Annotated in this window: 25 protein-coding genes, 1 tRNA gene and 1 pseudogene; 21 read left to right on the top strand and 6 right to left on the bottom strand. The window is 51.6% G+C overall.

All coding sequences use genetic code 11. The features are described 5' to 3' along the window. The first annotated feature begins 88 nt into the window (after nucleotides 1-88). The 3 genes from QOT07_RS05720 to QOT07_RS05710 all read left to right on the top strand — a co-directional run bounded on the left by QOT07_RS05720 (nucleotide 89) and on the right by QOT07_RS05710 (nucleotide 2,587). Entirely contained in the window at nucleotides 89-1,150 is a 1,062-nt protein-coding gene (locus tag QOT07_RS05720; protein WP_283602706.1) for an aldo/keto reductase, read from the top strand. 315 nt (nucleotides 1,151-1,465) lie between these two features. Then, nucleotides 1,466-1,627 (top strand): YnfU family zinc-binding protein, encoded by a 162-nt coding sequence (locus QOT07_RS05715; RefSeq protein ID WP_218165635.1) that lies wholly within the window; start codon nucleotides 1,466-1,468, stop codon nucleotides 1,625-1,627. Between the two features lie 267 nt (nucleotides 1,628-1,894). Continuing rightward, a complete protein-coding gene (locus tag QOT07_RS05710; protein ID WP_283602705.1) occupies nucleotides 1,895-2,587 on the top strand; it encodes a VIT1/CCC1 transporter family protein in 693 nt (230 codons plus the stop codon). 82 nt (nucleotides 2,588-2,669) lie between these two features. Here the strand turns inward: QOT07_RS05710 and QOT07_RS05705 are convergent, their stop codons facing one another. Then, a complete protein-coding gene (locus QOT07_RS05705) occupies nucleotides 2,670-3,605 on the bottom strand; it encodes a transketolase family protein (RefSeq protein WP_099065394.1) in 936 nt (311 codons plus the stop codon). Continuing rightward, nucleotides 3,598-4,428, bottom strand: coding sequence for a transketolase (locus tag QOT07_RS05700; protein WP_283602704.1), 831 nt, complete (start codon nucleotides 4,426-4,428; stop codon nucleotides 3,598-3,600). The genes QOT07_RS05705 and QOT07_RS05700 overlap by 8 nt, the downstream gene beginning before the upstream one ends. 366 nt (nucleotides 4,429-4,794) lie before the next feature. Between QOT07_RS05700 and QOT07_RS05695 the strand changes: the two genes are divergently transcribed. The 9 genes from QOT07_RS05695 to QOT07_RS05655 all read left to right on the top strand — a co-directional run bounded on the left by QOT07_RS05695 (nucleotide 4,795) and on the right by QOT07_RS05655 (nucleotide 14,469). Next, the gene (locus tag QOT07_RS05695) at nucleotides 4,795-5,745 is read left to right on the top strand and encodes a sugar-binding transcriptional regulator (RefSeq protein ID WP_129935844.1); all 951 of its coding nucleotides are present in this window, start codon (nucleotides 4,795-4,797) and stop codon (nucleotides 5,743-5,745) included. A gap of 363 nt (nucleotides 5,746-6,108) precedes the next feature. Next, on the top strand, nucleotides 6,109-7,629 hold the full coding sequence (locus QOT07_RS05690; RefSeq protein WP_283602703.1) for an FGGY family carbohydrate kinase: 1,521 nt from the start codon (nucleotides 6,109-6,111) through the stop codon (nucleotides 7,627-7,629). Between the two features lie 133 nt (nucleotides 7,630-7,762). After that, nucleotides 7,763-8,698 (top strand): D-ribose ABC transporter substrate-binding protein, encoded by a 936-nt coding sequence (locus tag QOT07_RS05685; protein WP_207976178.1) that lies wholly within the window; start codon nucleotides 7,763-7,765, stop codon nucleotides 8,696-8,698. Between the two features lie 42 nt (nucleotides 8,699-8,740). Next, nucleotides 8,741-9,361, top strand: coding sequence for a DUF2291 family protein (locus QOT07_RS05680; protein ID WP_099065389.1), 621 nt, complete (start codon nucleotides 8,741-8,743; stop codon nucleotides 9,359-9,361). A 1-nt stretch (nucleotide 9,362) separates the two neighbouring features. Further along, nucleotides 9,363-10,907, top strand: a complete 1,545-nt coding sequence (locus QOT07_RS05675; RefSeq protein ID WP_283602702.1) for a sugar ABC transporter ATP-binding protein — start codon at nucleotides 9,363-9,365, stop codon at nucleotides 10,905-10,907. A gap of 17 nt (nucleotides 10,908-10,924) precedes the next feature. Then, entirely contained in the window at nucleotides 10,925-11,980 is a 1,056-nt protein-coding gene (locus QOT07_RS05670; protein ID WP_261427346.1) for an ABC transporter permease, read from the top strand. A gap of 57 nt (nucleotides 11,981-12,037) precedes the next feature. Further along, entirely contained in the window at nucleotides 12,038-12,835 is a 798-nt protein-coding gene (locus tag QOT07_RS05665) for an SDR family oxidoreductase (protein WP_099065386.1), read from the top strand. 124 nt (nucleotides 12,836-12,959) lie between these two features. Then, on the top strand, nucleotides 12,960-13,745 hold the full coding sequence (locus QOT07_RS05660) for an SDR family oxidoreductase (protein ID WP_099065385.1): 786 nt from the start codon (nucleotides 12,960-12,962) through the stop codon (nucleotides 13,743-13,745). 538 nt (nucleotides 13,746-14,283) lie between these two features. Continuing rightward, the gene (locus tag QOT07_RS05655; RefSeq protein ID WP_283602701.1) at nucleotides 14,284-14,469 is read left to right on the top strand and encodes a hypothetical protein; all 186 of its coding nucleotides are present in this window, start codon (nucleotides 14,284-14,286) and stop codon (nucleotides 14,467-14,469) included. A gap of 616 nt (nucleotides 14,470-15,085) precedes the next feature. Here the strand turns inward: QOT07_RS05655 and QOT07_RS05650 are convergent. Next, nucleotides 15,086-15,328: pseudogene (locus tag QOT07_RS05650) on the bottom strand (DUF4942 domain-containing protein); the annotation flags it as partial. A gap of 346 nt (nucleotides 15,329-15,674) precedes the next feature. Beyond that, entirely contained in the window at nucleotides 15,675-16,025 is a 351-nt protein-coding gene (locus tag QOT07_RS05645; RefSeq protein WP_283602700.1) for a winged helix-turn-helix transcriptional regulator, read from the bottom strand. Nucleotides 16,026-16,180: 155 nt separating this feature from the next. Here QOT07_RS05645 and QOT07_RS05640 point away from each other — a divergent pair, with 155 nt between their 5' ends. The 3 genes from QOT07_RS05640 (at nucleotide 16,181) to QOT07_RS05630 (ending at nucleotide 18,569) form a co-directional block, all read left to right on the top strand. Next, nucleotides 16,181-16,849 carry an isochorismatase family protein gene (locus tag QOT07_RS05640; protein ID WP_283602699.1) on the top strand — a complete coding sequence of 223 codons (669 nt, stop codon included), beginning with the start codon at nucleotides 16,181-16,183 and terminating at the stop codon, nucleotides 16,847-16,849. 265 nt (nucleotides 16,850-17,114) lie between these two features. After that, complete coding sequence (locus QOT07_RS05635) at nucleotides 17,115-17,615, top strand: nuclear transport factor 2 family protein (protein WP_261415449.1); 501 nt, start codon at nucleotides 17,115-17,117, stop codon at nucleotides 17,613-17,615. A 63-nt stretch (nucleotides 17,616-17,678) separates the two neighbouring features. Then, nucleotides 17,679-18,569: an alpha/beta hydrolase gene (locus tag QOT07_RS05630; protein ID WP_283602698.1), complete on the top strand. Its 891-nt coding sequence runs from the start codon at nucleotides 17,679-17,681 to the stop codon at nucleotides 18,567-18,569. Nucleotides 18,570-18,779: 210 nt separating this feature from the next. Here the strand turns inward: QOT07_RS05630 and QOT07_RS05625 are convergent. After that, nucleotides 18,780-18,856: transfer RNA gene (locus QOT07_RS05625), tRNA-Arg, on the bottom strand. A 332-nt stretch (nucleotides 18,857-19,188) separates the two neighbouring features. Here QOT07_RS05625 and folD point away from each other — a divergent pair. Both folD and ybcJ read left to right on the top strand, forming a co-directional pair. Beyond that, nucleotides 19,189-20,055 carry a bifunctional methylenetetrahydrofolate dehydrogenase/methenyltetrahydrofolate cyclohydrolase FolD gene (gene folD, locus QOT07_RS05620; protein WP_099065332.1) on the top strand — a complete coding sequence of 289 codons (867 nt, stop codon included), beginning with the start codon at nucleotides 19,189-19,191 and terminating at the stop codon, nucleotides 20,053-20,055. Nucleotides 20,056-20,065: 10 nt separating this feature from the next. Beyond that, a complete protein-coding gene (gene ybcJ / locus QOT07_RS05615) occupies nucleotides 20,066-20,278 on the top strand; it encodes a ribosome-associated protein YbcJ (protein ID WP_085115525.1) in 213 nt (70 codons plus the stop codon). 69 nt (nucleotides 20,279-20,347) lie between these two features. On the opposite strand, the gene cysS is transcribed toward ybcJ, so the two are convergent. After that, the gene (cysS, locus tag QOT07_RS05610; protein ID WP_283602697.1) at nucleotides 20,348-21,733 is read right to left on the bottom strand and encodes a cysteine--tRNA ligase; all 1,386 of its coding nucleotides are present in this window, start codon (nucleotides 21,731-21,733) and stop codon (nucleotides 20,348-20,350) included. A 302-nt stretch (nucleotides 21,734-22,035) separates the two neighbouring features. On the opposite strand from cysS, the gene ppiB reads away from it, so the two are divergent. From ppiB to purK, 4 genes are all read left to right on the top strand, one after another. Then, nucleotides 22,036-22,530, top strand: a complete 495-nt coding sequence (gene ppiB / locus QOT07_RS05605; RefSeq protein ID WP_085115523.1) for a peptidylprolyl isomerase B — start codon at nucleotides 22,036-22,038, stop codon at nucleotides 22,528-22,530. A gap of 10 nt (nucleotides 22,531-22,540) precedes the next feature. Then, entirely contained in the window at nucleotides 22,541-23,263 is a 723-nt protein-coding gene (gene lpxH, locus QOT07_RS05600; protein WP_129935868.1) for a UDP-2,3-diacylglucosamine diphosphatase, read from the top strand. 166 nt (nucleotides 23,264-23,429) lie between these two features. After that, on the top strand, nucleotides 23,430-23,954 hold the full coding sequence (purE, locus tag QOT07_RS05595) for a 5-(carboxyamino)imidazole ribonucleotide mutase (protein ID WP_099065335.1): 525 nt from the start codon (nucleotides 23,430-23,432) through the stop codon (nucleotides 23,952-23,954). After that, entirely contained in the window at nucleotides 23,951-25,018 is a 1,068-nt protein-coding gene (gene purK / locus QOT07_RS05590; protein ID WP_283602696.1) for a 5-(carboxyamino)imidazole ribonucleotide synthase, read from the top strand. Before purE ends, purK begins: the two co-directional genes overlap by 4 nt. Nucleotides 25,019-25,041 lie beyond the last annotated feature (23 nt).

Raw genomic sequence — 25,041 nt, 5'->3', positions numbered from 1 at the left:
CTGCACTTAATAATTCATGAAGATTATAGCGTATTCAATACACTCCCGGTGGGGCCTATGCTTGAACAAAACCACAGAGGAAATACCCATGCTGACATCACTGGCCCTGAACCATTACCGCCTGCTGGGCCGCTCTGGCCTGCGCGTTTCGCCGCTGGCGCTCGGCACCATGACCTTCGGCACCGATTGGGGCTGGGGTGCAGAACAAGCGGAAGCTCGTCGGCTGTTCGACGTTTATGTCGAACGTGGCGGCAATTTTATTGATACCGCTAACCGCTATACCGAAGGCAGTTCTGAACGATTTATTGGAGAATTTGCCACCGGGCGCCGCGACCGTCTGGTGATCGCCACCAAATACACGCTCCCCATGCAGCCCGATAATCCAAATTCTGGTGGCAACCACCGTAAAAGCATGGTGCGCTCAGTGGAGGAAAGCCTGCGACGCCTGAATACCGATTATATCGACCTGCTGTATCTGCACGCCTGGGACGCCACCACCCCGGCGGAGGAGATCATGCGCGCCATGGACGATCTGGTGCGTACCGGCAAAGTGTTATATCTGGCCGTTTCGGATCTGCCCGCCTGGCAGGCCGCCAGAATGCAGACGCTGGCGGATTTGCGCGGTTGGTCGCCGTTGATTGGCCTGCAGATTGAATACAGCCTGTTGGAACGTACCGTAGAGCGCGAACTGGTCCCGATGGCGCAAGCGCTGGGCCTTGGCGTCATTCCATGGTCACCGCTGTCCGGTGGCATATTGAGCGGAAAATACAGTCGGCAGGATTTGCAAGCGCAGGGGGAAGAGAGCGGCACCCGACGTGCCATGGTTCGCAACAAGGGGATGCTGACCGAGCGCAATATTACCATTGCCGAAACGGTATTGGCGCTGGCCAGGGAGGCGGGTTTTAGCCCTTCTCAAGTGGCCCTGGCCTGGACACTCCGCAATCCGGCAGTGACGGCCCCGATCATCGGTGCACGCACGCTGGCACAGCTGGAAGATAACCTGGGGGCGCTGGAGGTCAGGCTGACAGAAGAGCAGTGGCAACGCCTGGAAACGGCAAGCGCTATTGAACTGGGTTTCCCCCATGATTTTCTGGCGCTACAAGCTACACACGACATTATGTTTGGCGGTTTGACGATTGAGCGCAGATAAAAAAAATCCCGCACCAGGCGGGATAAACTTAACAGGGATGGGGTAATACACTACAGGGAATGGATAACACACAACATCATCGGGTAGGACTACACTACCAATCCCAATGTATAGAACTGTCATCCCTGAGTAAGTTTGCTCTGGCAGATGTAACGCCCGATGGAAATGTGACATTTTTACCCTATGCCCGCTTGCGCAGGCTGCACCACAATCCCCCCGCCGCGCTCACAAAAATGATTAATAAACAATCAATAAAGGGCTATTAAGGGTGCCGAATGCTAGAATGATGTTCCCTACATCTACCCGGTGAAAGATATGTCTATCTTTGATGCCCTTAAGATGTTCAGCAGCACAACGGTAAAAGTCACTTGTCCAGAATGCGCTCACGCTTTTGAACAAAATAGCCGTAAAGTGCGTAAAAACATCACCCTGATTTGCCCCAAATGCGGCCACTATTTCCTTCCTGACGAAAAGTAGTGCCTCAACGCCTGGCCGCCGTTAATGCGAAAATTGAGTGGTATCGTTGGCGTCATCCACTTATCTGACGGGGTGAACCACAATTAGACGCAACTAAAACCCACCACCATTAAAAGTGCTGGAATTAATGCGACCACTCTCCAGGCATTAATCGTCCGAAAAACCGTGGCAGGCTAAACCAGAGTTTCCGAACTTTGCTTGCTGACCAACCCCCTGAGCTCCTCAAAACAGACCGGTTGAATCAGCAGGATATAAAATGGGAGCGCCATGACGCACAGAGAACGACACAGTATAGAAAAGATAGGCTGGCTCAGAGCGGCTGTCCTTGGCGCGAACGATGGGATTGTTTCTACTGCAAGCTTACTGCTGGGAGTGGCATCCGCCAATGTCACCCACCAAAGTATTCTGTTGACCGGCATTGCCGGTTTGGTCGCGGGCGCAATGTCGATGGCAACCGGTGAATATGTCTCGGTGTCTTCTCAGTCAGACACCGAGAAAGCCGCTCTGGCAGAAGAACAGGCCGAGCTGGATGCCGATTTTCAGGGGGAATTCCGCGAGTTAACGTCAATTTATGTCCATCGTGGCCTGGACGTCGCGCTGGCGAAGCAAGTGGCAGAAAAACTGATGAGCCATGACGCTTTGGCCGCACACGCGCGTGAGGAGTTGGGCATATCGGAAATCACTACCGCCCGCCCCTTGCAGGCCGCGTTGACCTCAGCCATGAGTTTCTCGGTTGGGGCAATACTGCCTCTGTTGGTCGCAGCGATGGTCACGATCCAGTGGGCAATCCCCGCCATTGCCCTTTCCGCATTGGTTTCTCTGGCCATTCTTGGCGGTATTGCCGCTAAAGCCGGCGGGGCGCCGATAGGCCCCGGCATTATTCGCATTACTTTCTGGAGCGCCCTGGCAATGGGGGTTTCATCAGGCGTCGGGGCGCTTTTTGGTTCGATGACCGGCTAAGATCGACGACCTTGTGAGGACACTCTGCACGTCATAAACGCAAAAAACCGCGCGGTTGCCCGCGCAGGTTGTTATAGCAAAATTAGTGCATCTTCTGCGCCAGTACAGCAATAGCGGCTGCATCAAAACCGTGGTGCTGACGCAGCCAGCCGCGATCGGCCGCCGCCGCATATTCTCCATCAGGGATCCCCAAACGCTTGAGCGGAATGCCGACACCCGCTTCGGCCAGCACTTCCGCAACCAGGCTTCCCAACCCGCCATTCACGTTATGTTCTTCAACCGTGATCACCGCTTTGCATGGTTTCAGTGCCAGCAGCAACGCTGCCGTATCGCAAGGACGAATTGAAGGGACGCTGACCACTTTGGCCTGAATCCCCGCGTCAGCAAGCCTTTGCGCAGCATCGACAACTTCATGTACCGTCGATCCGGTTGCTACCAGCGCAATATCTTCACCTTCGCGCAGCGTCACCACGGCCCCCGGCACAAACTGATAATTTTCATCATGCAGTTCCGGCAGCGCCTTGCCATCGAGGCGAATATAAACCGGCCCCTGATAGCGAATGGCATAATCGATAATCTGCCGACATTCTCGCGGTGAAGAGGGCGCGAAAATCTGAATATTGCCGAAGCCGCGCATCACTGCCAGATCGTCAATCGCGTGGTGGGTACTCGCCAGCGGGCCATAGCTGGCCCCTGCGTTGAGACCGAACAGTTTGACGTTAGTATTGTTGTAGCAAACGTCGACTTTAATTTGCTCATTGGCGCGAGAGATCAGGAAGGGTGCGGCATTACAGGTCACCGCCACTTTCCCGCCCAGCGCCAGCCCGGCCGCCGTTCCGACCATGCTCTGCTCGGCGATCCCTACGTTAACCAGGCGGCCTGGGAATTGTTTAATAAAAGGGGCAATCTTTGCCGTTGACGTTGAGTCAGCCACCACCGGTACCAGATCAATACCGCTTTCAACTGCATCAATAAACGCTTGAACCATTACGCTCGCCAGGTGTTCTGCATTACTCATCTTTCAGTTCCTCCAGTGCCAGTGCAATTTCTTCGCCTTTCGGTACCCGGTGATGCCATTCCGGGCGCCCCTGGATAAAGGAGATACCGGCACCTTTCGTGGTATTGGCGATAATAACGTTGGGTTTACCTTCCTGTTTCAGTCCTTCCAACGTCGCAACCACCGACGCCATGTCATTTCCCTGGCACTCGGTCACCGTCATGCCGAAGGCTTTCCATTTATCGGCCAGCGGATCGGTGTTCATAATTTCGTGGGTCGGCCCTGCCAACTGGAGATTGTTCTTGTCATTAATGATAACCAGGTTATCGAGCCCGTAGTGTGCTGCAGCCAAGGCCGCCTCCCAGTTACTGCCTTCAGTCAACTCGCCATCGCCGGTAATTAAAAAGATGCGGCGGGGGCTATTATTTTTTTTCGCAGCCAGCGCCAGCCCCACGGCAACCGGCAAGCCGTGGCCCAGCGCGCCGGTGTTGAGTTCGATACCTGGGGTTTTCTGCCGAACCGGGTGGCCAGGAAGATGGGAGTTCGGATGCTGATAGGTCTCCAGCCAGTCAACGGGGAAGAAACCCGCTTCGGCCAACACACAGTAGTAGCATCCCACCGCGTGGCCTTTGGACTGGATGTAAATATCGCGCTGGTCGTCAGCAATACGTTCTGGCGCAACATTTAGAATGCGAAAGTAGAGTGCAGTGATCAGTTCAACCTGAGACAGGTCGGCTCCGGTATGCCCACCGGCAGGGCTGTTGGCATTCAATCTGACGATATGGCGACGTATGGCGCGGGCTTTACGCTCAAGTGCCGGGACATCATAGCTATAGGGATTCATTTAATACCTCTGAATTTATTTTCAACTTGGAATATTTATTCCGTCAGGGACTAAAAAAACCAGATATCCCCAGACAAGGCATCGCAAGGCTTCCGCCGCTGCATCATACTCAGGAACATTCTGCCTCCTTACCACCAGGCTTATCTGCACCTGGATACTTTTTCAGTTGACCTGGAATCACCAATGAATATATATTCAATAACGATTCTTTATTCAATTATGCAATCACTGTTCTGTTTTTGTCCATAGCTGATTTTGAGTATTGGTGAAAGTTAGATATTCATCACACTTAAATGTCTTTTCTTTTCGCGTATGATAAAGAGCTCTAACATAATGGCTGCACGTAAATGATTTTCGGGGAAATATATGGCTAAGCAGGATGAACAACGGCTATTAGTTAAGATTGCCACGCTTTACTATCTTGAAGGACAAAAACAGTCCGATATTGCTCAACTTCTCTCGCTTTCTCAGTCATTTATCTCCCGAGCAATTACGCGTTGCCAAAAGGAAGGCGTGGTCAAAATTAGCGTTGTTCAGCCATCGAATATTTTTCTGAATCTTGAAAAAGGTCTTGAGGATCGCTACGGAATTAAACAAGCCATCGTGGTGGATACCGAAGAGGATGCCAACGATCACACCATCAAGCGCGCCATCGGTTCTGCCGCCGCCCACTATCTGGAAACGCGATTACGGCCGAAAGATCTGATTGGCGTCTCTTCCTGGAGCTCAACAATCCGCGCCATGGTCGATGAGGTTCACGCCCAAAACCTGAAGGCTAACGGTGTTATTCAACTACTGGGCGGCGTGGGGCCTAACGGTAACGTGCAGGCTACCATCCTCACCCAAACCCTGGCGCAACATCTGAACTGTGATGCCTGGCTGCTGCCCTCCCAGAGCATTGAAGGTTCGACGGAGGAAAAAAATCGTCTCGTTGCCAGTAAAGATGTCGCCAATGTGATTGCTCGCTTCGATGAAGTCGATATTGCCATCGTCGGTATTGGCATCCTCGAACCCTCGCAACTGCTCAAAACTTCAGGAAACTACTACCACGAAGATATGCTTCAGGTGTTGGCGGAACGTGGAGCGGTCGGCGACATCTGTTTGCACTACTACGATAAGAACGGCCAGGCTGTGTTACGCGATGATGAAGATCCTGTTATCGGCATGGCGCTGGAGAAAGTGAAAAAGTGCCCTAATGTGGTTGCCCTTGCCGGTGGCGCCGATAAGGTTGCCGCTATCAAAGGCGCGCTCTCGGGTGGTTACATCGATGTTTTAATCACGGATTACCCAACCGCGCGCCTGCTTGTCGCCGGTTAACTTCCCAGCCAAACACTTTCTCAAAACCTTTACGCTTTATCCCGAGCGTAAAGGCATAGAAAATAAACACATATATTTCAATGACATAATCACCCCCACCTTCACTCTCTTTCACCCACATCCGCAAGCGTCATCGATCGGATAAGTGTGATTGCCAGCACAATTGATAACTTTTCCTGTAGCCCGACGGTAACTTTCTGGCTAAGGTATTAAATAAATAATCACTATCGAATATATATTCAGTGATTGAATAAGTGAAAACGAATTGTCACATCATGGCCTGCCAGGCAGCAGTGCGAGAACGAGGAATGCCTCCCCTTCCCCCTCCGCGCCAGGACAAAGTGTGACTCAGGAGACGACCTAATGCAGGCAACACGTAAAGAGTTCATCATTGCACTGGACGAAGGCACCACTAACGCCAAAGCCGTCGTACTCGATAGCCGCGGCCACATTGTGGTGAAATTCTCTCAGCCGCTGGCAATTCAAACGCCGCGCGACGGCTGGGTCGAGCAGTCGGGCGAGCTATTGGTTGAAGCCTCACTCGACGTTATCGCTAAAGCCGTTGAATACGTTGGCGCAGAAAACGTTGCTGCATTAGCTGTCAGCAATCAGCGCGAGACCGCCATTGGCTGGTATCGCCAGAGCGGTAAACCGATTAACGCCGCCATCTCCTGGCAGTGTACCCGCAGCGCCGCTTTTTGCGATGAACTGCGTTGCGAGAACAAAGAACAGCAAATTAAAACCGCCACCGGACTGCCGATCGCCCCCCTGTTCTCTGCCTCAAAAATGCGCTGGTTGCTGGAGTCTCTTCCTGAAGGCCGCCAGCTCGCAGAACGCGGAGAAATCTGCCTTGGCACCATCGATAGCTGGCTGCTGTGGAATTTAACCCAGGGTGAGGCGTTCTATTGCGATCACTCCAATGCCGCACGCACCCAGTTGCTGAACCTGCAAACCGGGCAGTGGGACAACGAGATGCTGGCGCTGTTCCAGATCCCTCTTGCCGCACTGCCGGAGATTAAACCTTCCAGCGGATTATTTGGTTATACCCGCGGGCTAAACGCGATCCCGGATGGTATTCCGGTGATGGCGATGGTGGGAGACTCCCATGCCGCGCTGTTTGGTCACGCCCTCGGCGAACTGGGCTGCGTTAAAGCCACCTATGGGACAGGCTCCTCGGTGATGGCACCGGTGCAATCGGCAAAATGCGACATTGACGCGCTGGCCACCACCATTGCCTGGCACGATGGCGATCGCATCACCTATGGGCTGGAGGGCAATATCCCCCATACCGGTGATGCCGTTGCGTGGATGGCTGACAGCACGGGCTTAAGCGAGCTTTCCGATGCCGAACTGGCTCACGAACTCAATACCCTGCCCGCCTCCGTGGAATCTACGTTGGGCGTCTATTTTGTGCCTGCATTAACCGGCCTTGGCGCGCCGTGGTGGGATGACAGCGCTCGCGGCGTGATTTGCGGCCTGAGCCGTGGTGTCAAACGCGCGCATCTGATTCGTGCTGCACTGGAGTCAATTACCTATCAAATCGCCGATGTGGTTGTCGCCATGCGCCAGCAGGATGACTTTCACTTAACAGCATTAATGGTCGACGGTGGCCCAACGAAAAACGACTGGTTAATGCAGTACCAGGCAGACCTGCTGGGTTGCCCGGTGATGCGCAGCAATGTTGCCGAACTTTCGGCGATTGGTGCCGCCCTACTCGCCCGCAAAGCCCTCACGCCAGGATCGATTACCGACCTGAAGGGCTTTTTAACCGAACACAGTGAATTTATTCCCGACATGGCCCGCCACCAGCGCCTGCAAAAAAGATGGCAGGAGTGGCGCCATGCGGTGAACAGAACATTATGGAAACCGGCATCGTCCACCTGACACCCACCAGGGAATCTTCGTGTGCGACGAACCTTAATCATCAACCAAAGGAGCCCCTCACCCATAAACTTGATATTCAGGCCTTACGTTGTTTCACCGTACCCGACAATAACAACCAAGAGAGAACATTGTCATGAAATTACGTTTAACGCTTTTAACTGTTGCTACCCTGACCGCTTTTTCTTTTACTGCCCAGGCAGTGGAAAAAGGCACCATTATGATCATGGTAAATTCGCTGGATAATCCGTATTACGCTTCTGAAGCCAAAGGTGCCAGCGAGAAAGCAAAAGAACTGGGATACCAAACCACAATTCTGTCGCATGGTGAAGATGTAAAAAAACAGAATGAACTGATTGATACAGCCATCGGTAAAAAAGTTCAGGGGATTATCCTTGATAATGCCGACTCAACCGCCAGCGTCGCGGCAATTGAGAAAGCAAAGAAAGCAGGTATTCCGGTGATCTTAATCAACAGGGAAATTCCTGTTGATGACGTCGCGCTTGAACAAATCACCCATAATAACTTCCAGGCTGGTTCTGAAGTCGCCAACGTATTTGTTGAGAAGATGACGGAAAAAGGAAAATATGCCGAACTGACCTGTAACCTTGCTGACAATAACTGCGTTACCCGTTCTAAATCTTTCCATCAGGTCATCGACCAATACCCGGATATGGTCAGCGTCGCGAAACAAGATGCCAAAGGGACGTTAATCGACGGCAAACGCATTATGGACAGCATTCTGCAGGCGCATCCTGACGTGAAAGGCGTAATTTGCGGCAACGGCCCTGTCGCACTGGGCGTTATTGCCGCGCTGAAAGCCGCGAATCGCACCGATGTTGTGGTTGTCGGTATTGATGGCAGCAACGATGAACGCGATGCCGTTAAAGCCGGAACCCTGCAAGCCACGGTGATGCTCCAGGCTCAGGCGATTGCTGCTCAGGGTGTTACCGACCTCGATAACTACCTGCAAAAAGGTGAAAAACCGGCAAAACAACGCGTTATGTTCCGCGGCATTCTGATCACCAAAGACAATGCAGACAAAGTTCAGGACTTCAACATCAAGTCCTGAGTTCGGGTTGTTGCGCCCCTTCGGGGGCGTATAGGAGAGTTTATGTATAAAAAAACCTGGCTGGCACTGGCCGTTCTTGCGCTTGGAGGCTGTCGTATAGTCTCTCAGCAAGAGCTGGCCGATCTTAAATCCCCGCCCAATCCGCATATGGCGAATATCGATCAGACGTGGCAAGACAAAGTGGTTCCACAGATCGTTTCTCAGGCCCGTCCCGTTGCCGAGTTAATGACAGCCTTACGCGCGGCTAAAGATATTGATAGCGCTTGCAAAACATTAGGCTATCGCGCTCAGGATGAGAATCCGTGCATTTTTTACGTCAAGGTTGAAGGCAATATCACCCATATTGACTCGACTTCCCGTAGCGGAAAAATGACGATTCAGGATACCGGCGGCAGCAATGTTGTGGTGCAAATTGGCCCAACGCTGCGCGGCACGCTGTTACGCGACGCCTACCAGGGTACCAGTTATCAGGACTTTAACGACCAGGTTCTGTTTGGCGAATATGGCCAGGCCATTAACGAACATGCGGTAAAAATGATTCAAGCGGCACAAGTTAAAACGGGCGAAGCTACGCAAGTGTATGGCGTATTCTCGGCCTGGGATATTCCGCAAACCATTCCTGATATTACGCCAGCGAAAATTGTTCGTTTGGGAGGGAAATAAAATGCCACAGCAAGAACTCGTCACTCCCCAACCAGTCGAATCTGAAGTTATTATCGAAACCCGTGAGTTATCCCGCGTCTATCCAGGGGTCGTGGCCTTAGATAACGTGAGCTACCGGGTCTATCGAAATAAAGTAAACGTTCTGATCGGAGAGAATGGTGCGGGTAAATCCACCATGATGAAAATGCTTGCTGGCGTTGAAACCCCTTCCTCCGGTCAAATTATTCTTGATGGTACCCCGGTTTCCCTTAGCTCGACTCACCAGGCCGAAAAGAAGGGAATCAGCATCATTTTTCAGGAATTAAATTTATTCCCGAACATGAACATCATGGATAATATCTTCATGGCTAACGAGTTTTTTCAGAAAGGGAAAATCAACGAAAAATATCAATATGAGTTAGCCAAAAAATTACTGGAAAGACTGGAGCTCAATGTCGATCCCTATACGCAACTTGGTGAATTAGGTATCGGCCACCAGCAGTTGGTCGAAATTGCACGTGCACTGTCGAAGGACACTCGCGTACTAATCATGGATGAACCTACTTCTGCACTAAGCCAGTCGGAAGTTAAAATCCTGTTTAACGTTATTGAGCAGCTTAAACGTCGCGGCGTCACCATTATTTATATTTCCCATCGACTGGAAGAACTGATGGAAATTGGCGATCACATTACCATTTTCCGCGATGGACGCTTTATCAGTGAACGTAATGTCAGCGATGCCAGCATTCCCTGGATTATCGAACAGATGGTCGGTGATAAGAAAAAACATTTCGACTATCAGCCCGCGCAGAAAGGCGAGACGGTACTTGCCGTTGAAGGTCTGACAGCGCTACACCACAGCGGCGGATATAAGCTCAACGATGTGAGCTTCACGCTGAGTAAAGGGGAAGTGATCGGTATTTACGGTCTGCTGGGTGCCGGGCGCACGGAGCTGTTTAAAGGTCTGATAGGACTGATGCCTTGCCAGAAGGGCAGCGTCCATCTTAATGGCGAAAATATTGGCAAAGCCCAGTTTCAGGCCCGACTTAAAAAAGGCCTGGCGTTAGTTCCCGAGGACCGACAGGGCGAAGGCGTGGTACAGATTATGTCGATTCAATCGAATATGACCTTATCGGATTTTAGCCTGAAAGGTTTTCGCCAGGCATGGAAATGGCTCAACCCGCAAAAAGAACACGCCAGCGTCAAAGAGATGATCCGCGAGCTCGCTATCAAAGTCAGCGACCCTGAACTGCCGATTACGTCCTTAAGCGGTGGCAATCAACAAAAAGTGGTGTTAGGCAAAGCCCTAATGACACGTCCACAGGTTGTTTTTCTCGATGAACCCACTCGCGGTATCGACGTCGGTGCCAAAACTGACGTTTATCACCTGATAGGCAAAATGGCCCAACAGGGTCTGGCAGTGATGTTCTCTTCATCGGAACTGGATGAAGTCATGGCGCTGGCGGATCGAATTTTGGTGATGGCCGATGGCCGAATTACCGCCGATTTACCGCGTCATGCGGTTACCCGCGAAAAATTAATCGCGGCTTCAACACCTCAAGATTAATCAGGCTGGAATCCATCATGAACCAGAAATATATGATTTATATGTACCTGCTGAAGGCCAGAACCTTTATCGCTCTGCTGCTGGTTATCGCGTTCTTCAGCGTGATGGTACCGAATTTCCTGACCACATCTAACCTGCTGATTATGACTCAGCACGTGGCCATCACCGGCCTGCTGGCCATCGGCATGACGCTGGTAATCCTGACCGGAGGGATCGACCTTTCTGTCGGTGCCGTCGCCGGGATCTGCGGAATGGTCGCCGGGGCATTATTGACCAACGGCCTGCCCTTATGGAACGGCAGCGTCATCTTCTTCAACGTCCCCGAAGTTATTCTTTGCGTGGCCATTTTCGGCATCGTTGTTGGCTTTATTAACGGTGCCGTGATCACCCGTTTCGGCGTGGCACCCTTTATCTGTACGCTGGGCATGATGTATGTCGCCAGGGGCTCTGCCTTGCTGTTCAACGACGGCAGCACCTACCCCAACCTCAACGGTATAGAAGCGCTGGGCAATACCGGTTTCGCTACTCTGGGCTCCGGTACGCTGATGGGTATTTATCTGCCTATCTGGTTGATGATTGGTTTCCTGCTGCTGGGTTACTGGCTGACGACCAAAACGCCACTTGGCCGCTATATCTACGCTATTGGTGGTAACGAATCCGCTGCTCGTCTGGCTGGTGTCCCGATCGTTAAAGCAAAAATATTCGTTTACGCCTTCTCCGGCCTGTGTTCCGCATTTGTTGGCCTGATCGTCGCTTCACAGCTGCAAACGGCCCATCCAATGACCGGCAATATGTTCGAAATGGACGCCATCGGTGCCACCGTGCTGGGCGGAACCGCGCTGGCAGGTGGGCGTGGGCGGGTTACGGGCTCAATTATTGGTGCTTTCGTCATCGTCTTCCTTGCTGACGGCATGGTGATGATGGGAGTCAGCGATTTCTGGCAAATGGTCATTAAGGGCGTGGTTATTGTCACCGCCGTCGTCGTCGACCAATTCCAGCAGAAATTACAGAACAAAGTCATCCTGATGCGTCGCCATGAGGAAAAACTTGCCACGGCCCAGGCCGCCAGTTAATACGCTTTCATTACCCCGCCGCACGCGCTTGCGTCCGGCCTATACAAGGGAAAAAACATGCAAAGAAATTTCCATAACAAAACGGTCGTTATCACCGGCGCATGCCGTGGGATTGGTGCTGGTATTGCTGAGCGCTTTGCTCGCGATGGTGCAAACCTGGTGATGGTCTCCAACGCCGAGCGTGTTCACGAAACGGCAGAAACCTTGCGCAAAAGTTACCAGGCCGAGATCCTGTCATTGCAGGTCGATGTCACTGATGAAGCGCAGGTGCAATCGTTGTACGAGCAAGCCGCAGCCCGTTTCGGCACTATCGATGTTTCTATCCAGAACGCTGGCGTGATCACCATCGATTATTACGATCGCATGCCGAAATCTGATTTTGAGAAAGTGCTGGCGGTTAACACCACCGGCGTCTGGCTCTGCTGCCGCGAGGCCGCCAAATACATGGTGAAACAAAAGCACGGCAGCCTGATTAATACGTCTTCAGGCCAGGGTCGTCAGGGCTTTATCTACACTCCGCATTACGCTGCCAGCAAAATGGGCGTTATAGGCATTACGCAAAGCCTGGCCCACGAACTGGCGCCGTGGAATATCACCGTCAACGCCTTCTGCCCAGGCATTATCGAAAGCGAAATGTGGGATTACAACGACCGGGTGTGGGGCGAAGCCCTGAGTACCGAACAAAAACGCTATGGCAAAGGTGAACTGATGGCGGAATGGGTCGAAGGTATTCCGATGAAGCGCGCGGGTAAGCCGGAAGATGTCGCCGGACTGGTGGCCTTCCTCGCATCCGACGATGCACGCTACCTTACCGGGCAAACCATCAACATCGACGGCGGCCTGATTATGTCGTAATGCCCGTCAGGGACGACAAAACCAGAATAGTGGCCCGGAAGGCGTTAGTCGTAACCCGGGATACTCCTACCCGTCGGTTTACGCCGTATTGCGCCACGGGATATTAATTCAGAGAGTGATGGCTATGATCACAAAAAATTTTTCTCAACAGCTGTTTAGTCTGCAGGACCGCGTGGCCTTCGTGACCGGTGCAGGCAGCGGCATCGGTCAGATGATTGCTTACGGACTCGCCAGCGCGGGCGCTCGGGTGGTTTGTTTTGATCTACGCGAAGACGGTGGCCTTGCCGAAACCGTTAAAAATATCGAATCGATTGGCGGGCAGGCCTGCTTTTATACCGGGGACGTGCGTCAACTCAGCGATCTGCGTGCTGGCGTCGCCTTGGCCAAAAGCCGCTTCGGCCGCCTCAATATCGCCGTTAACGCGGCCGGTATCGCCAACGCCAACCCGGCACTTGAGATGGAAACCGAACAATGGCAGCGGGTTATCGATATTAACCTCACCGGCGTGTGGAACTCCTGTAAAGCGGAAGCCGAACTGATGCAGGAATTAGGCGGTGGCTCGATTATTAATATTGCCTCCATGTCCGGCATTATTGTTAATCGCGGTCTTGAGCAGGCACATTACAACAGCTCCAAAGCGGGTGTTATTCACCTATCCAAAAGCCTCGCAATGGAATGGGTCAGCAAAGGGATCCGCGTCAACTCCATCAGCCCGGGATACACCGCTACGCCAATGAACACACGCCCTGAGATGATCCATCAGACCCGCGAATTTGAAAGCCAGACGCCGATTCAGCGAATGGCAAAAGTGGAGGAGATGGCTGGCCCGGCACTCTTCCTCGCCAGTGATGCCGCGTCGTTCTGTACCGGTGTTGATCTGGTCGTCGATGGTGGTTTTGTCTGCTGGTAAAAGCGGCGCTTAACTTTTGAGCTGTAGCCGAATGCGGAGGATCCTCTCCGCATTTATCCTCTCTCGTGAGGATCCCCTTTGGGTATTCTACGAGCACCTACGACACATCTCCAATGCCCACCACAGCGACCATTACTCAATGTTCCTCCCTAGAGTAATCTGTTACTTGATTAGATGACCACACCAGGTACAGACAGATTGCAGATCCGTATCGGTTCCTCCTGCAGCCATAGTGGTTCCCCGCGCCCCTACCCTCTCATTTATCAGCTTCAATAATGACGGATGTGGGGAACATAAAGCGCAGCGGCAGAAAGCAGTTCTGGCCAAGCGAATGTTTAGCAAACGACACCACTGTGGGAGGAATAACTAGTACAACGGAGAGTTACACGATGTACCTTAAACAAAGAGCAGATGATATGTCCAAAGGTGAGCGAAGCAATCACCATGCGTCATCAAGAGAAATTGAGCGGCAATCAATAAGAGATCTCCTATTGCTAATCTGATACGCTTTACCCATCTATTCAGCAGGGATGAAAAGATGATTCTAAACATACTATATAAAGCGATTATTAGATTAGCAGCATTGATGTCTTTAACTTTTCTGGTTTTAATTTTATTCGAACTTAAATCACCAATTAACTCAATGGAAATTATCATCGAGTTGCTAATGCTTGGCATATGGGCTCATGCAGAATGGGATTGGGAAAAGAAAAAAAAGCAATAATTACTGCACGCAATATAGGTCGCTAAGGCGGCCTTTTTTGTTGCCTGAATTCCACTATTTATATCTATATAACAGATAGTTACCAGATTAAAAACGAAGACTTGAAACACATCAACGCGAAGTTATCGCAGGACGTTCATCGCATTCAGCAACTTGAACTTAACGCTAGAACTGCTGTGCAAATTGAATAAGCCAAAACGGCGTTAGTCAGCCAACCCTCATCGCGCCCACGGGGCGTACCGAAGCGATCATGTCATTCAATCAAATCGTCTGGTTCGGTGTGCTTGCCTTATGCGTCTCAGCTTACCTAGCTCCCGGCTACCTGGTAGGCACTACCCGGCTGTTGAACGAATTTGCTGGTTGACCCGCTAAGAAGCAAACCGGTTACGCACATTTGGCACCTAACCCTTTGACAGAACATGCACGAAAAATTGACATATTATTGAGTGTTAACGACAAAAGAAGAAAATCAGGCAGGATTAAGAATTTCGTAAGCTGTTACCCTACAGGATTCGAACACGCTAATTATATATATTTAATATGAATAAAACTGTGTTCGATAAAATTCGCACCAACATTTATACCAACAGATAAATTTGTTAGAAAATACAGCCAATTATCGACGAGCCAGCATGCTGGGATAATTTTTAGCAATGATGTCGTTCATCTTTTCTACTAGATCTAGGCGTTTGAATACGATATTCCCGGTCCCCTTTTGAAAGTACTTTATCTTAAACAGTTCGTCTTCGTAGCGGTCAGAGGTTTTCTGCTCGCTAATATGATCGCTGAGACGACGAGCAATATCTGCACGGTTATCAGGAATGAGTTTTCCATCGAGTAACATCAGCATGCGTTCCAATTAATACGTTCATGACAGTAGCCTTAACTTGACAATATAATATCCATGGCCTGCCATTACCTTACCTATTTAGAAATTAATTTCTGTAATTTCCATTAATCAGTTCCCCCTGCACCTCACTAATCTGTATATTACAATGATCAGCTAGTAAATCTAGCATCAACACCTCTATTTCAAAGACAAGCACGCGGGAAAGGTGTCATTCAGAGTGGTAAAAGGTGTAAATCAGGCTGTTAATGCCAGGGAGGAATAATTTTTCAATAATTTCATTCTGTAGCTGGAAATGACTTTTCCCTGCTAAAATTTGCGAAAATCATTCCATACCCACAGAACAACCTCTTCTTCATCATATATCCATTTCTGGCTTTTCAGTTTCTTGCCTGGCTTCAAAAAAATCGCCCCAGTCCGCCATTGCATACAAGATAGGTGAGAGGGTGTTACCAAGCGAAGACATCGCGTACTCGACCCTCGGAGGTATTTCCCCAAAATCCTTTCTAATGACAAGACCATCCTCCTCTAATTCGCGCAGTTGCTGAGCGAGAATTTTTGGCGATATGGGTCCAAGGCATCTCGTCAGCTCACCAAATCTTTTGGTACCCTCGAGAAGAAAATGAATGATCAGTACCTTCCACTTCCCCCCAATGACTTTCAACGTGATTTCGACGGGACAGTTTGCCTTTTTATTAGCTATAGACATTTCAGGTTCTCAGTATCATTTTGGAAACTAGTAACATAAATGTAAGTAGTTGTGGTTTGGATGTGCAAGATATATTTTATCATTGCCCGACTCAAGTACTTTCACCGAACTGGTGATGTACATCGTCGTAAAAATTGGATATTAAGAGGAACAATATGGCTGCTACCAATGGAATGCTAGACCCAGATGATTCGGTTATTTTACTTATCGATCACCAGAGTGGGCTGTTCAATACGGTTCGTGACGTATCCATTCCTGATCTTCGCAATTACGTTACAGCGATCGCGAAGACAGCAACATTGCTGAATATTCCGGTGATCACTACTGCTTCTGTACCAGATGGTCCCAATGGCCCACTGATCCCAGAAATACATCAGTATGCACCCCATGCAATATATGTGCCGCGCACAGGGCAGATAAACACGTGGGACAATCCTTTATTTGTGGAAGAGATTAAGAAGACGGGTCGGAAGACACTGATCATCGCCGGCACGCTTACAAGCGTTTGTATGGCCTTCCCTGCGGTGAGTGCGAGACAAGAGGGCTACAATGTTTATTGTGTCGTCGATGCTTCAGGAAACTGGAGTAAGTTGGCAACTGACACCACTATCGCTCGAGTCACGCAAGCTGGCGCGATCCCTACTGATACCTTCGCTATCGTTGCTGAGTTAATGCGAACCTGGAACCGTGCTGAAGGTTCACGCTTTGCTGAAATACTTTCTGAGCATGTGTGCCCTGAGTACAAGTGCCTGATGGAAAGCTTTAGTAAAGCCCAGGCTGTCGTCAAGGATGGTCCAGAGACAAATCTCGATAAATATCAGTAAAGTAGAAATATATGTAAGTAATACTCGCTGCAAATTCCCTCATGTCGCATATGAGTGAGGCAGAGGAAACAGAGGGCACTACAGTGCCCTCTATCGTGCCAGAATGCAGTGGTTTACTGAATTTGAGCAGCTTAACTGGGGTCATATCTCACCTCAGAACAACGCAAGGTGACCCAGTAAAAAGAAAGAATTTCAGCGCAGAGTCCAAACGTGAATCTGCACAGTTTCTCAAACCTGGACCAAAAACATTAACGAAGGAGATATCATGTCGATTGAACAAGCATTAAAAACGCGACAACCCAAAGATATTGTAAAGGCATTCTTAGAAAATACCGCTAAGGATAAAGTTGAAAATGCCGCTAATCAATTAGTAGATATTAATGCTACCTATGTCTCGCTCAATTTTAACAACCCTGAGTTAAAACAGATTGAGCCTTGGGCGGGTACCTCCCAAGGGCGTCAAGTGTATATTGATACCTTCGTCAATGTTGGGACCTACTGGAATGTTGATGCCTTTGATATCACAGATATCCTTGCAGAGGGCGATACAGTGGCCGTATTTGGGCAATTTACTTACACCTCTGTCGCTCTGGGCCACCAGTTTACCTCCCCCTTTTCGATCAAGGCTAAAGTAGAAAACAGTAAAATCGTATATTTTCAGTTCATGGAAGATACTTATGCCTCTGCGGCATCATTCCGTGCCAGTGGTGAGTGGGTTATCCAGAACAGAACCGATGTGGCAGCATTTCAGGTAGGGAAAAAATAATCGGCAAAAGACAACATTCCTTTTTTAGGGACGTTTCGATAAACGGACAGGAGTAGCCATTTAATGGACAAGAAAATCGAACGAGTTTTAGAAATGCGGAGTGATTATCGTCAACTGATCCCGACTGCCGGTGAGCCAGATTGGGTAGAAACCCTGTCAGAAATAGTTATTCCCACCTCACCTGAATATGATATGCCTGCACGATTGTATGTCCCTGCACAAAAAGAAAATACACTTAAACCTGCAATTCTGTTTATTCATGGTGGTGGCTGGGTCTCGGGCGATTTAGATACTCATGATGTACTTTGCCGCGCCCTGGCCAATAAATTCGGTGCTGTCGTGCTGGCAATTGACTACCGTCTAGCCCCAGAGTTTCCCGCCCCAATAGGGATTGAAGATAGCTATGCAGCCTTACAATGGTTACATCAGCAGGCAGAGGCGTTGCAGATCGACCGCAATGCTATTGCAGTAACCGGCGACAGCGCGGGAGCGACAATAGCTATAGTGGTGAATGCCCTCACCCGTGATCGTAAAGGTCCTCCCATTTGTGCACAGTGGTTGATGTATCCCAGTGCCAGTTTCGATTTTGACACGCCATCCTTCGCCGCATTTGGTGAAACTAATTTCCCTACTACTGACATTATGAAATTTGTGGCAAGTTGTTACCTCCCTGAAGGGATGGCAATAAACGATCCGCTCGTTTCACCATTATATGGAAATCACCATCACCTTTCCCCGACACTTATATCCGTAGGTGACAATGATCCACTTTACGATGGATGTATACAGTTGGGCGATGTTTTAAACCATGCGGGAGTAACAACCCTGGTTAACGTGTATAAAAATGCTGAGCATGGCTTTATTCAATTCTTTAAAGATACCACCACCCATCCGGCAGGCATGGCTGGATTAAAAGATGGGGTGACTTTTTTGAAACATTACTTGCATCCCTGACTTTCTCTTTTAGGGGGATATTCCCAGACTTTTCCGTCCCCCAGTTTCAGGTCTGCTGATTGCTACTTTTGGAGAGCTGCCTCGTTTCCCCATATCATTTAACCGAACCTACGAGAAAAAATTGACGAAGTCTTGGCGGACAATGTCACTAATCTGGCACTTTTGGAAAATGTAGCTGTTGAGGAAGAAGCTTAATTCGTTGAATCTAAATGGTACGCCCTACAGGGCTCGAACCTGTGACCTACGGCTTAGAAGGCCGTTGCTCTATCCAACTGAGCTAAGGGCGCATTGGGATGCGGCAACCGAGGGTTGCGGGAGGGGATTATACGGTCAGGGGTTACTGAGTCAATGCCTTTTCATGACGTTACGGCTGTAGCCGTGCTTTATGGTGTTTTTTCAGCCATTACAGATATCGCTATGAAGTTAACATCGTTATTTATCTTGAGTTCGGCTCGGTACCGGGCGGTAAAAAGGTGTAGCGGATCATTCTGTTGGCATAAAAAAACGTAAATCATGCCAGGCAAACGGCGTCGAACACGATTCAGCGCCTGACAGCGCGCTCCGCTTCTGACAAAATAGCACCATCCCCGCTTTTCTTAATTGATGGATTTCCTCACTGATGTCAGCAAAGATTATTGATGGTAAAACGATTGCGCAGCAGGTTAGAAACGAAGTGGCTGAGCAAGTTAAACAACGTCTGGCTGCCGGTAAACGCGCGCCGGGCCTGGCAGTCGTACTGGTTGGCGAAAACCCGGCCTCACAGATTTATGTCGCCAGCAAACGCCGCGCCTGTGATGAAGTGGGTTTCCTCTCCCGCTCCTATGATTTGCCTGCCACCACCAGTGAGGCCGAACTGCTGGCGCTGATCGATCAACTGAATACCGACGGCGAGATCGACGGTATTTTAGTGCAGTTGCCGCTGCCTGCCGGCATCGATAACGTCAAAGTGCTGGAACGTATTCATCCGGATAAAGACGTCGACGGTTTCCATCCATACAACGTCGGTCGCCTGTGCCAGCGCTCGCCTAAACTGCGTCCCTGCACCCCGCGCGGCATCGTCACCCTGCTCGAGCGTTATAACATCGATACCTATGGCCTGAATGCCGTCGTGGTTGGCGCGTCCAACATCGTCGGCCGCCCGATGAGCATGGAGCTGCTGCTGGCCGGTTGCACCACCACCGTGACCCACCGGTTCACCAAAAATCTTCGTCATCACGTCGAAAACGCCGATCTGCTGGTGGTTGCGGTCGGTAAACCGGGCTTTATTCCGGGTGATTGGATCAAACCGGGTGCGATCGTGGTGGATGTCGGCATTAACCGCCTGGAAAGTGGTAAAGTAGTCGGCGACGTAGATTTTGAAGCCGCCAGCGAGCGCGCAGCCTACATTACTCCGGTTCCGGGTGGCGTTGGCCCAATGACCGTTGCTACACTGATCCAAAATACCTTGCAGGCCTGCGAGGTTTATCACGACGTTCAACCTAAATAAGTAAGGCAGTATGGAAACTTTTAATCTGGATAATCACCCGCACGTCGAACTGTGCGACCTGCTCAAATTCCAGGGCTGGTGTGAAAGCGGCGGCGGCGCCAAAGAAGTCATCGCCGATGGGCAGGTGAAAGTGAACGGCAAAGTAGAAACGCGTAAGCGCTGCAAAATCGTTGCCGATCAGGTAGTCGAGTATAACGGCGGCAAGGTTGTCGTTAAGCCGTAAGCCGTGCTCCATAGAAAAAGGCGCTGAGGGTTAACTCAGCGCCTTTTTTGTTTGTCAGCCTAAAGCGAATTACTTACGGCGCCAGGTGGTCCCCTGTGGGCCATCTTCCAGCACGATGTTCATCTCGTTCAAGCGGTCGCGCGCGGCATCCGCCAGCGCCCAATCTTTAGCTTTGCGCGCGTCGTTGCGCTGTTTGATCAAGGCTTCGATCTCCGCCACTTCACCGTCATCAGCCTGTGCGCCGCCCTGCAGGAACAGCTCCGGTTCTTGCTGCAACAAGCCCAACACCTTCGCCAGCTTGCGCAATTCCGCCGCCAGCCCGCTGGCTGCCGTCAGATCTTCAGCCTTCAGGCGGTTAACCTCACGCGCCAAATCAAACAGCGCTGAGTAAGCTTCTGGCGTATTGAAGTCGTCGTCCATTGCCTCGCGGAAGCGGGCTTCGAACACTTCGCCACCGGCCGGTTGAGCGTTGACGTCGGTACCACGCAGCGCGGTGTACAGACGTTCCAGGGCAGTACGCGCCTGCTTCAGGTTCTCTTCGCTGTAGTTCAGTTGGCTACGATAGTGGCCAGACATCAGGAAGTAACGCACAGTTTCGGCGTCGTAGTAGCCCAGCACGTCGCGGATGGTGAAGAAGTTATCCAGCGATTTCGACATTTTTTCTTTGTCGATCATCACCATACCGGAGTGCATCCAGTAGTTGACGTAAGGGCCATCGTGCGCACAGCTCGACTGGGCAATTTCGTTCTCGTGGTGCGGGAACATCAGATCGGAACCGCCGCCGTGGATGTCAAAATGAGTGCCCAATTGCTTGCAGTTCATGGCAGAACATTCAATGTGCCAACCCGGACGGCCTGCGCCCCATGGCGATTCCCAGCTCGGTTCGCCCGGCTTGGACATTTTCCACAGCACGAAATCCATCGGGTTGCGTTTCACGTCGTCGATTTCTACGCGTGCACCGGCCTGCAACTGATCCAGATCCTGGCGTGACAACAAGCCGTATTGTGGATCGCTGTCGATGGAGAACATCACATCGCCGTTGCTGGCCACGTAAGCGTGATCGCGATCGATCAGGCGCTGGGTGATCTCAATGATCTCGGCAATATGCTGGGTAGCACGCGGTTCGATGTCCGGGCGTTCAATCAGCAGGGAGTCGAAATCGGCGTGCATCTCTGCCAGCATGCGCGTGGTCAGTTGATCGCAGCTTTCGCCATTCTCTGTCGCGCGGCGGATAATTTTATCGTCAACGTCGGTAACGTTACGCACGTAGTTCAGCGAATAGCCGAGGTAGCGTAAATAACGCGCCACTACGTCGAAAGCAACAAAGGTACGCCCGTGGCCGATATGACACAGGTCATAGATGGTTACCCCGCACACGTACATGCCCACTTTACCGGCATGAATGGGTTTAAATTCCTCTTTTTGACGACTCAGGGTATTAAAAATCTTTAGCATCGGGACATTCCGTGGTGTGCGTGATAACAAAAATAGTAATTAGGCGATTCACCCAGCAGCGTATTGAAACCCGAAGCCTGATCTAATGCAAGGTTAAGGCCGCGGTTTGCTAAGCTGGGAGGTGGAAAACGGTGAGAAATCAGCGATCGCCTTCAACGTTATAATATAACAACTGTCGTTTTACCACAGTCGGCATGCGGTTTAGCCGCTGCTGACTGATTAAAGGAGATATGTTATAACGGCGGTCTGATTGTTCACTCGATCCCTGTGACATCTCAATTCATCTTGTTAGGACTAAAACTATGGTTACTTTCCACACTAATCACGGCGATATCGTTATCAACACCTTTGCTGACAAAGCGCCGGTTACCGTTGAAAACTTCCTGAACTATTGCCGTGCAGGTTTCTACGATAACACCATTTTCCACCGTGTTATCAATGGCTTTATGGTTCAGGGCGGCGGTTTCGAACCTGGCATGACCCAGAAAGACACCAAAGCGACCATCAAGAACGAAGCCAACAACGGTCTGAAAAACACCATCGGCACCCTGGCAATGGCTCGTACCAACGATCCACACTCTGCGACCGCACAGTTCTTCATCAACGTGGCTGACAACGACTTCCTGAACTTCCGCGGCGAAAACGCGCAGGGCTGGGGCTACTGCGTATTTGCTGAAGTGTCTGAAGGCATGGACGTGGTTAACAAGATCAAAGCGGTGAAAACTGGCCGTAGCGGCATGCACCAGGACGTACCGGTAGAAGACGTGATCGTCACTAGCGTTACCGTCAGCGAGTAATCGCGGCTGCATGAACACGCTGTTCATCGCAGATCTGCATTTAAGCGCACAGGAACCGGCAATCACTGCCGGTTTTCTGCGTTTTTTGCGGCAAGATGCTCCCCACGCCGACGCCCTGTACATTCTTGGCGACCTGTTTGAAGCCTGGATCGGTGATGACGATCCCGAACCGCTACACGGCGAAATCGCCGCGGCCCTGAAGGCGCTGCAACAGACTGGCGTCCCCTGCTACTTTATCCACGGCAACCGTGATTTTCTGGTCGGCAAACGCTTTGCCCGCGCCAGCGGCATGCAACTGCTGCCGGAAGAAAAAGTGCTGGATCTGTATGGCCGAAAAATCCTGATCCTGCATGGCGACACGCTGTGTACCGACGATCAGGCCTACCAACAGTTCCGTCGCAAAGTGCACAATCCCCTGATCCAAAAACTGTTTCTGGCGATGCCGCTACGCTGGCGACTGAAGATCGCTGCCAAAATGCGGGCCCGCAGCCAGCAGAGCAACCAGTACAAGTCGGAATCGATTATGGACGTCAACCCGCAAGCGGTTGAGCAGGCAATGCTGCGCCACCAGGTTCACTGGATGATCCACGGCCACACTCACCGCCCGGCGGTGCATGAATTGGCATTGAGCAACGGCAAGGCCCACCGCGTGGTGCTGGGTGCCTGGCACGTCGAAGGCTCAATGATCAAAGTCAGCGCCGACGCCGTCGAACTGATCCAGTTCCCATTCTAAGTTCCTGACTTGTCGCACAGGTAAAAAAATTCACCCTTTTGACGATGAAAACCGGCGACGCAACCGTTTTCCTCGCCGTGCGCTCATGGTATGCTCTACGCCCTCATTCGGCCTCCCGCCGCAGGCAACCGGCCGTCGTTTGTACAATCACAGGAGCCTTACACCCATGGGAGCCAACGCCGCTTCAGCCACCCACGCTGGGGTCAAAATCGCAATTGTAATGGGATCGAAAAGTGACTGGGCCACCATGCAGTTTGCGGCCGACGTCCTGACCTCGCTCGATGTCCCGTTCCATGTCGAAGTCGTTTCCGCTCATCGCACGCCAGACAAGCTGTTCAGCTTCGCCGAACAGGCGACGGCAAACGGTTTTGACGTGATCATTGCCGGTGCGGGTGGTGCTGCGCATCTGCCAGGCATGCTGGCGGCGAAAACGCTGGTTCCGGTGCTGGGTGTTCCGGTCCAAAGCGCCGCCCTGAGCGGTGTAGACAGCCTGTATTCGATCGTGCAAATGCCGCGTGGCATTCCCGTCGGTACTTTGGCGATCGGCAAAGCGGGTGCTGCCAATGCCGCACTGCTGGCGGCGCAAATTCTGGCGCTGCACGACACCGCGCTGGCACAACGCCTGGCCGACTGGCGTCAGGCACAGACTGACGACGTGCTGAACAACCCGGATCCGCGGGAGGAAGCATGAAGCCGGTTTGCGTACTGGGCAACGGCCAGTTAGGGCGCATGTTACGCCAGGCCGGTGAGCCGCTGGGCATCGCCGTGTATCCGGTTGGCCTCGACGCCGAACCGGAAGCCGTGCCCTACCAGAACAGCGTGATCACCGCTGAAATCGAACGCTGGCCGGAAACCGCGCTGACGCGCGAACTGGCGACCCATAACAGCTTCGTCAACCGCGATATCTTCCCACGTCTGGCGGACCGCCTGACGCAAAAACAGTTGCTCGATCAGCTTGGCCTGGCCACCGCGCCGTGGCAGTTGCTGGCCGATGCCGCCGAATGGCCGCAGGTGTTTGCTGCCCTTGGCGAACTGGCGATCGTTAAACGCCGTGTTGGCGGGTATGACGGCCGCGGCCAATGGCGTCTGCGTCCAGGCCAGGAAACCGAACTGCCGGCCGATGCCTATGGCGAATGTATCGTCGAACAGGGCATTAACTTCTCCGGTGAGGTCTCGCTGGTCGGTGCACGCGGGCATGATGGCCAATCGGTGTTCTATCCGCTGACCCATAACCTGCATGAAGAAGGCATTCTGCGCACCAGCGTGGCATTACCGCAGCCCAACCCTGCGCTGCAACAGCAGGCGGAGCAAATGCTGACGGCCATCCTTGATGAGCTAAACTACATCGGCGTAATGGCGATGGAGTGCTTTATCGTTGGCGATCGTCTGTTGATTAACGAGCTGGCCCCCCGGGTGCACAACAGCGGTCACTGGACGCAGAACGGTGCTTCCATCAGCCAGTTCGAACTGCATCTGCGCGCTATTCTCGCCCTGCCGCTGCCGAAGCCGGTAGTGAGCACCCCGTCGGTGATGGTCAACCTGATCGGTACCGCAGTGGATCCGCAGTGGCTGGCGCTGCCGCTGGTGCATCTGCACTGGTACGAGAAAGAGGTGCGTGAAGGCCGTAAGGTCGGGCACCTGAACCTGAACGATCCTGACGCCGCGGCATTGCAGCAGACGTTACAGGCATTGGCACCTTTGCTACCAACCGAATACCAAAGCGGTCTGGCCTGGGCACAGCAAAAGCTGGCTTAAGCGTTACGCCGCGCCAAAACAAA

Source organism: Serratia proteamaculans (assembly GCF_949794035.1).
GTDB lineage: Bacteria > Pseudomonadota > Gammaproteobacteria > Enterobacterales > Enterobacteriaceae > Serratia > Serratia proteamaculans.
The sequence above is the reverse complement of the archived record's forward strand: the minus strand, read 5'-3'. Positions and strand labels throughout refer to the sequence as shown.

Excerpts from the sequence above, each read along its gene's own strand:
- QOT07_RS05635 (WP_261415449.1), top strand. The coding sequence starts at position 17,115 with ATGTCGATTGAACAAGCATTAAAAACGCGACAACCCAAAGATATTGTA.
- folD (WP_099065332.1), top strand. The coding sequence starts at position 19,189 with ATGTCAGCAAAGATTATTGATGGTAAAACGATTGCGCAGCAGGTTAGA.
- ppiB (WP_085115523.1), top strand. The coding sequence starts at position 22,036 with ATGGTTACTTTCCACACTAATCACGGCGATATCGTTATCAACACCTTT.
- QOT07_RS05665 (WP_099065386.1), top strand. The coding sequence starts at position 12,038 with ATGCAAAGAAATTTCCATAACAAAACGGTCGTTATCACCGGCGCATGC.
- QOT07_RS05700 (WP_283602704.1), bottom strand. The coding sequence starts at position 4,428 with ATGAATCCCTATAGCTATGATGTCCCGGCACTTGAGCGTAAAGCCCGC.
- QOT07_RS05680 (WP_099065389.1), top strand. The coding sequence starts at position 8,741 with ATGTATAAAAAAACCTGGCTGGCACTGGCCGTTCTTGCGCTTGGAGGC.
- QOT07_RS05645 (WP_283602700.1), bottom strand. The coding sequence starts at position 16,025 with ATGTCTATAGCTAATAAAAAGGCAAACTGTCCCGTCGAAATCACGTTG.
- cysS (WP_283602697.1), bottom strand. The coding sequence starts at position 21,733 with ATGCTAAAGATTTTTAATACCCTGAGTCGTCAAAAAGAGGAATTTAAA.
- QOT07_RS05670 (WP_261427346.1), top strand. The coding sequence starts at position 10,925 with ATGAACCAGAAATATATGATTTATATGTACCTGCTGAAGGCCAGAACC.
- QOT07_RS05675 (WP_283602702.1), top strand. The coding sequence starts at position 9,363 with ATGCCACAGCAAGAACTCGTCACTCCCCAACCAGTCGAATCTGAAGTT.
- QOT07_RS05660 (WP_099065385.1), top strand. The coding sequence starts at position 12,960 with ATGATCACAAAAAATTTTTCTCAACAGCTGTTTAGTCTGCAGGACCGC.
- purK (WP_283602696.1), top strand. The coding sequence starts at position 23,951 with ATGAAGCCGGTTTGCGTACTGGGCAACGGCCAGTTAGGGCGCATGTTA.
- purE (WP_099065335.1), top strand. The coding sequence starts at position 23,430 with ATGGGAGCCAACGCCGCTTCAGCCACCCACGCTGGGGTCAAAATCGCA.
- ybcJ (WP_085115525.1), top strand. The coding sequence starts at position 20,066 with ATGGAAACTTTTAATCTGGATAATCACCCGCACGTCGAACTGTGCGAC.
- QOT07_RS05720 (WP_283602706.1), top strand. The coding sequence starts at position 89 with ATGCTGACATCACTGGCCCTGAACCATTACCGCCTGCTGGGCCGCTCT.
- lpxH (WP_129935868.1), top strand. The coding sequence starts at position 22,541 with ATGAACACGCTGTTCATCGCAGATCTGCATTTAAGCGCACAGGAACCG.
- QOT07_RS05695 (WP_129935844.1), top strand. The coding sequence starts at position 4,795 with ATGGCTAAGCAGGATGAACAACGGCTATTAGTTAAGATTGCCACGCTT.
- QOT07_RS05630 (WP_283602698.1), top strand. The coding sequence starts at position 17,679 with ATGGACAAGAAAATCGAACGAGTTTTAGAAATGCGGAGTGATTATCGT.
- QOT07_RS05685 (WP_207976178.1), top strand. The coding sequence starts at position 7,763 with ATGAAATTACGTTTAACGCTTTTAACTGTTGCTACCCTGACCGCTTTT.
- QOT07_RS05715 (WP_218165635.1), top strand. The coding sequence starts at position 1,466 with ATGTCTATCTTTGATGCCCTTAAGATGTTCAGCAGCACAACGGTAAAA.
- QOT07_RS05710 (WP_283602705.1), top strand. The coding sequence starts at position 1,895 with ATGACGCACAGAGAACGACACAGTATAGAAAAGATAGGCTGGCTCAGA.
- QOT07_RS05690 (WP_283602703.1), top strand. The coding sequence starts at position 6,109 with ATGCAGGCAACACGTAAAGAGTTCATCATTGCACTGGACGAAGGCACC.
- QOT07_RS05705 (WP_099065394.1), bottom strand. The coding sequence starts at position 3,605 with ATGAGTAATGCAGAACACCTGGCGAGCGTAATGGTTCAAGCGTTTATT.
- QOT07_RS05655 (WP_283602701.1), top strand. The coding sequence starts at position 14,284 with ATGATTCTAAACATACTATATAAAGCGATTATTAGATTAGCAGCATTG.
- QOT07_RS05640 (WP_283602699.1), top strand. The coding sequence starts at position 16,181 with ATGGCTGCTACCAATGGAATGCTAGACCCAGATGATTCGGTTATTTTA.